This is a genomic window from Rheinheimera sp. (genome assembly GCF_036568245.1).
Taxonomy (GTDB): Bacteria; Pseudomonadota; Gammaproteobacteria; order Enterobacterales; family Alteromonadaceae; genus Alishewanella.
Genome location: NZ_DATCSY010000220.1, coordinates 1 through 5,275 on the forward strand (window position 1 = coordinate 1; position 5,275 = coordinate 5,275).

General features: G+C 49.3%; 6 protein-coding genes. All 6 read right to left on the reverse strand.

Translation table 11 applies throughout. The annotated features are described in order from the left end of the window. Positions 1-172 precede the first annotated feature (172 nt). Positions 173-1,153 carry a phenylalanine--tRNA ligase subunit alpha gene (pheS, locus tag VIN66_RS10165; RefSeq protein WP_331923880.1) on the reverse strand — a complete coding sequence of 327 codons (981 nt, stop codon included), beginning with the start codon at positions 1,151-1,153 and terminating at the stop codon, positions 173-175. A gap of 112 nt (positions 1,154-1,265) precedes the next feature. Beyond that, positions 1,266-1,961: a DnaA regulatory inactivator Hda gene (gene hda / locus VIN66_RS10170; RefSeq protein ID WP_331923881.1), complete on the reverse strand. Its 696-nt coding sequence runs from the start codon at positions 1,959-1,961 to the stop codon at positions 1,266-1,268. Beyond that, positions 1,961-3,016, reverse strand: coding sequence for a DUF2066 domain-containing protein (locus tag VIN66_RS10175; protein ID WP_331923882.1), 1,056 nt, complete (start codon positions 3,014-3,016; stop codon positions 1,961-1,963). Before VIN66_RS10175 ends, hda begins: the two co-directional genes overlap by 1 nt. 10 nt (positions 3,017-3,026) lie before the next feature. Then, positions 3,027-3,659 carry a YchE family NAAT transporter gene (locus tag VIN66_RS10180; RefSeq protein ID WP_331923883.1) on the reverse strand — a complete coding sequence of 211 codons (633 nt, stop codon included), beginning with the start codon at positions 3,657-3,659 and terminating at the stop codon, positions 3,027-3,029. Between the two features lie 172 nt (positions 3,660-3,831). After that, positions 3,832-4,887, reverse strand: coding sequence for an outer membrane protein assembly factor BamC (gene bamC / locus VIN66_RS10185; protein ID WP_331923884.1), 1,056 nt, complete (start codon positions 4,885-4,887; stop codon positions 3,832-3,834). A gap of 42 nt (positions 4,888-4,929) precedes the next feature. Further along, the coding region (locus tag VIN66_RS10190; RefSeq protein ID WP_331923885.1) for a dihydrodipicolinate synthase family protein at positions 4,930-5,275 on the reverse strand (346 nt) is incomplete at its 5' end.

Genomic DNA, 5,275 nt, shown 5'->3' on the forward strand with positions numbered 1-5,275 from the left:
ACTCAACAACTTCGCCAACCACCACGCCGCTAAATTCACCAGCGACGGTTTCAATACCATCAACTTCAAGACCTGCCATTGATAACTGTTCAGATAAGGTGTTGGTGTCAATGGCTGGGTTCACCCACTCGCGTAACCAGGCTTCACTGAATTTCATCTAAATTAACTCCGCTTATCTGAACTGTTTTAAGAAACGTAAATCGTTTTCAAAGAAGGCACGTAAATCCGTTACGCCATAACGCAACATCGTCAGGCGTTCAACCCCCATACCAAAGGCAAAACCACTGTACACTTCCGGGTCGATCCCCACTGAGCGCAGTACATTCGGGTGCACCATACCGCAGCCCAGTACCTCCAGCCATTTGCCGTTTTTACCCATTACATCAACCTCAGCTGAAGGTTCAGTGAACGGGAAGAACGATGGCCGAAAGCGGATCTGCAGGTCTTCTTCAAAGAAGTTATGCAAAAAGTCATGCAAAATACCTTTTAGCTCAGTAAAGCTAACGTTGGTATCAACCATTAAGCCTTCTACCTGGTGAAACATTGGCGTATGCGTTTGGTCGTAGTCGTTCCGGTAAACCCGCCCCGGGGAAATAATACGCAGTGGTGGCTGCTGCTGTTCCATAGTGCGTATCTGCACCCCTGAGGTTTGCGTGCGCAGCATCAGTTTTGGGTTGAAATAAAACGTGTCATGATCTGCACGGGCAGGATGGTGCTCAGGAATATTCAGCGCATCAAAGTTATGGAAATCGTCTTCAATTTCCGGGCCGTGCTTCACCTCAAACCCCAGCTCGGCAAAAAATGACGAAATGCGTTCAATAGTGCGGGTTACCGGGTGTAAACCACCGGTTTCCAGCGTCCGGCCCGGTAAGGTGACGTCAATCTGTTCCTGCGCCAGCTTGGCGGCCAGCTGTTCATGCTGCAACAAATCACGGCGTGTATTCAGCGCGTCCTGCACCTTTTGTTTCAGCTCGTTGATCTCTGCGCCGGCTTGTTTGCGCTGCTCCGGGTCCATCGCACCCAGTGATTTTAAAAGTTCGGTAATACTGCCTTTTTTCCCCAGAAACTCCACCCGGATGGTTTCCAGCGTAGGAATATCTGTGGCCGCAGCTACGGCCTGTAAGGCATTTTCCAATATTGCTGTTAGGTTCATGCGTGTCCTCAAAGCAGCTAAGGTTATCTAGTGTCAAAGCCGACAATGATACACCAGAATGCGTGTTAAACGCAGGCTGCTGAGGCACTTTTTCTACAAAGAACACGCTGTTTTAGTTAAGAATGTCTTTTACAAACGGAATAGTCAGCTTGCGCTGGTGCACTAAAGTGGCTTTATCGAGTTTATCCAGCATGACGACCAGTGCGCGAATGTCCCGGTCCTGATGATTCAACAGGTAGCGGGCGACCTCATCTGGCAGCTCCATTCCGCGCAACCGCGCCTTCTGCTGCAGTAGCTTGTGTTTATCTTCGTCGGTAAGCAACCGCAGCTGGAACGCTGTGCAGGCTTGCAATCTGGAGACCAAATCAGCCAGTTGAAGGCCAAGCTGAGAAGGACTTTCATTGCCAACAATAATCAGCGCTTTACCCTGTTCAAGCATACGGTTATATAAATCGAACACCGCCGTCTGCCAGCTGATATCGCCCACTATCGCCTGAATATTGTCCAGACACACCAAATCCAGCTGCTCCAGATCATCCAGTAATCTTGGGCTTAACAGCCTGCAATCATCTAATGTCAGTAACTGGCTGGTCAGCCCCTGCTCCTGAGCTTGTACACAAGCAGCGTAGAGTAAATGCGATTTACCGCTGCCACTGGCACCAAACAGATAAACCGGGCTTTGTTGCACACTTTGTTGCAGATAGCTTTTCAGAAAAACCACAGCCTCGCTTTGCCCGGCAGCATAAAAACTATCGAGCGTTTCGTCTTCCGGCAGTGTAACGGCAAGCGTGTACTGTAGTGGTTGCATCAGGGTTTAATGTACTCAAATCGAGAGAAAACCGGTTGCTCTATGGTACTTACTGACTGATCTTGTTCAGCGTTGTGGTCTGTCGCAATACGTAAGCGCGGATTAAACCGCAGCGCGTTCATCAGCCCCTCGGCGCTGATACTACTGCTTAATTTATACTGTGCGCTATCGCTGTCGTAGCGGACGATCGTCACTTCTGAAACTCCAACCACCTGCTGCAACAACTTTTGCACCTGTACCAGCGCTGCGAGATCAGTAAGGCGCTGAACCTCAAGCACATAATCTGTACCGGCCTGGGCAGACATTAAACTGGCATATTGCTGCGCCAACTGAGACGACAGCGACGCCGCAAAGCTCTGCATTAAGCTGCTTTCATCCTTGGCGGTGATTTCATCACGGAAGGTTCTGCCAGCGTCCTGCCGCTGCCAATTCAAGCGGAAAACCGTCCCGTCGTCCTGCTCGATCCGGTCAACAGCAGCCACGACCACAACATCAGGCCGGTAACGGACACTGGCTTGGTTAATCTGCTGCCAAAACCCAGCCCAGGCATCAGTTTCAGACAGCGCCAACAGGTCATCCATATCATAAAGCGGTAACAAAAGTGGTAAACCTGCCTGGCCAAATGACTGTCGTAACGAGGTATTTAATGGCTGCTCAGAGCGCCGCACAAAATTGCGGTTTCCCTCGTCCTGCTGCACCAGCCAGACCAGAATATCTGGTCTAAGTGCACCCCAGACGGCAATATTATGTTGTTGCAACAGCTGGTTTACTTTAGTGGCATCCAGCAGTACCCGCATACGGTTGCCATCGGCATGACGCACGGCTTCAAACTGTTTGATGTAAGCCGAAGCTTGTTTGAACTCGCTTTCCAACTCCTGGCCGCCGGCGATATCGGATTTACCACTTACCCGAACCAATACTTGTTTCAAGGCTGCTTGCTGCCAATCACCTTCTGCTGCGACATCGGCCTGATATAAATCGGCAACCTGACCGGCATGCACGGCCACGGCAGACACGCCACACAGCAGAGTTAAAACACGTAACACCTTAATCATTATTTTTACCTCAGGCCAGAACCGGAAAAATACCTTTTAAACCTGCACTGATAAATTCAACCGCAATGGCGGCCAGTATCAGCCCCATTACCCTGGTAATAATATTCATGCCTGTCTGGCCCAGGCGGGCAGAAATTTTATCTGCCAGACGCATCAAAGCCCATAATACGGTACCGATAAGCACTATCTCAGCGGACATAATAGCGTAGTGCTGCCAGCCATCACTGCGATTAGCATACAGAATAATCGAGCTTATCGCCCCAGGCCCGGCCAGCATCGGCATCGCTAAGGGCACTACAGCTACTGACTTACGGTGCTCTGCCTCTTCGCGTTCCGCATCAGTATTTTTTGCGTTGCTGGTTTGTGCATATAACATCGAAATGGCCATCAACAAGATCAGAATGCCACCACCAACCCTGAACGAATTTACCGATATACCAAAAAAGCTCAGTATAAATTCACCGAAAAACAACGTAATAAGCAAAATAATGGTAGCCGCTTTGGCTGCACTGGCCGCGGTTGCACGTCGCTCGGCCGTATTGTAGTGCTGGGTCAGAGACAAATACAGTGGCAATGCCCCAAGCGGATTCAGAATGGCGAAAATCCCGATCAGTATTTTCAGATAATCCTGTATTTCCAGCATTCACAATCTCCTTTTTTATCATTCGCAGTGTAATGATAAAAGCCTGCCACTTTCAATGCGTTATAGAAAAATAAAGCCACCCTGCGGTGGCATTAAACATTGGGCAGTTTTAGTCTGCTCTGCTCCGTTCAGTACGAACTGACGTTAGAAGCTGAACAGCACCGGCTGTATTTTATAACTCTATGCGGGCTAACCGAATGGCCTGAACAAAAGGCTCGTGCAGCGCCAGCGTGGTCTCCGCATCAAGGCTGGTACCGTTCTTGTCCCGTAAACTGATGGCGGTTTGTTTATCTGCCCGGCTCAATACCAACTGGTATTCACCCGCTGGCAACGGCAGTACTGGTTTTGCCTCTGAGCCCCAGATTTTCGACCAAAAGCCTGGCTCTGATTTCTCATAGTTCAGGTAATAGGTAAACGCTGAACGGTTAATATCAGTCACATTAAGGTTTAGCTCGGTAAAAAGTGCTTCCAGTTGCGACCAGGTAACATCAATTGGCTGCGGCGTCACTAGTGCAGGGTTACCTTCAGCATCCATTCCCGGCTCCAGCGATACATCCGGCGCTTTAGCTTTATTAGCCCGGGCGACAATAATTTCTTCTTTGCCAATCCGGTCAATAATCTGATTAAGTAATGCAACTTCCTGCCGTTTTGTATCACTTTTGCTTAACTCGGCTTCCGGTGTGAAATACTGATGTTCCAGCATAGTCACGGTAACACTTGCTGAGCGACCGTGTGGGCGCGGCTCAATGCTGATGTTATAGCGCGCCTGCTCTTGCTGCTGGCTGGATTTCCAGAACCAGAAACCTTCTTCCTCTGAACGTGCTATCCAGCCGGTAGTATAGTTTAGCCCCTGCTCGTCTGAGCTTAGCTCAATACCTTGTTCGGCGAACTGTGTTTGCAGCATTTGCTTTAAAAAAGGTACCAGGTCACCGGTGTAATCGTTGCGATCAAACCATACCCGCGATAACTTGTCGCCTTCTTCTACCCTGCTACTGCTCGCGGTACCAAGCACCAGAGCAGGTGATCGGATATCTACCGCAGTATTAGCTTGCTTTGAATCCGGAATATCAAACTTTGCCGGCTTGGCGGGCGCTTTTAACCCTGCTGGTACTTTGAGCTCTGGTACAGTTTCGGCCTGGCTAACCGTTTCGGTTGGCTCGGTCTGCAGTAATGAACATCCTGTCAGCAATACACTCGCTACTACACTACTTTTAATCCAATGTTGCACGTTACTACTCCTAAATTTGGTGCGATCGGGCTTTAATGCTGATCAAAACTCAATACCGGCTTGTGTTAATGCCTGTTCGATTATGCTGCCGTGAATTGGTTCAAGTTGCGTTAGTGGTAACCGCACCTCATCAGATGTTATCAACGCCATTCTGTGTAAGGCCCATTTCGCCGGTATAGGATTGGCCTCAATAAACAAGTCACGGTGTAACGCCTGCAGTGTTTTATCAATGGCTTCTGTTTGCTCGACATCACCGCTAAGGGCAGCATGACATAACTGTGCCATTTGTTTTGGCGCTATGTTGGTTGTTACTGAGATGACACCATGTCCGCCTTTTAACATAAATTCAGCGGCACTGGCATCATCACCACTTAGCAGCATAAAATCG

Excerpts from the sequence above, each read along its gene's own strand:
- VIN66_RS10175 (WP_331923882.1), bottom strand. The coding sequence starts at position 3,016 with ATGATTAAGGTGTTACGTGTTTTAACTCTGCTGTGTGGCGTGTCTGCC.
- hda (WP_331923881.1), bottom strand. The coding sequence starts at position 1,961 with ATGCAACCACTACAGTACACGCTTGCCGTTACACTGCCGGAAGACGAA.
- pheS (WP_331923880.1), bottom strand. The coding sequence starts at position 1,153 with ATGAACCTAACAGCAATATTGGAAAATGCCTTACAGGCCGTAGCTGCG.
- VIN66_RS10180 (WP_331923883.1), bottom strand. The coding sequence starts at position 3,659 with ATGCTGGAAATACAGGATTATCTGAAAATACTGATCGGGATTTTCGCC.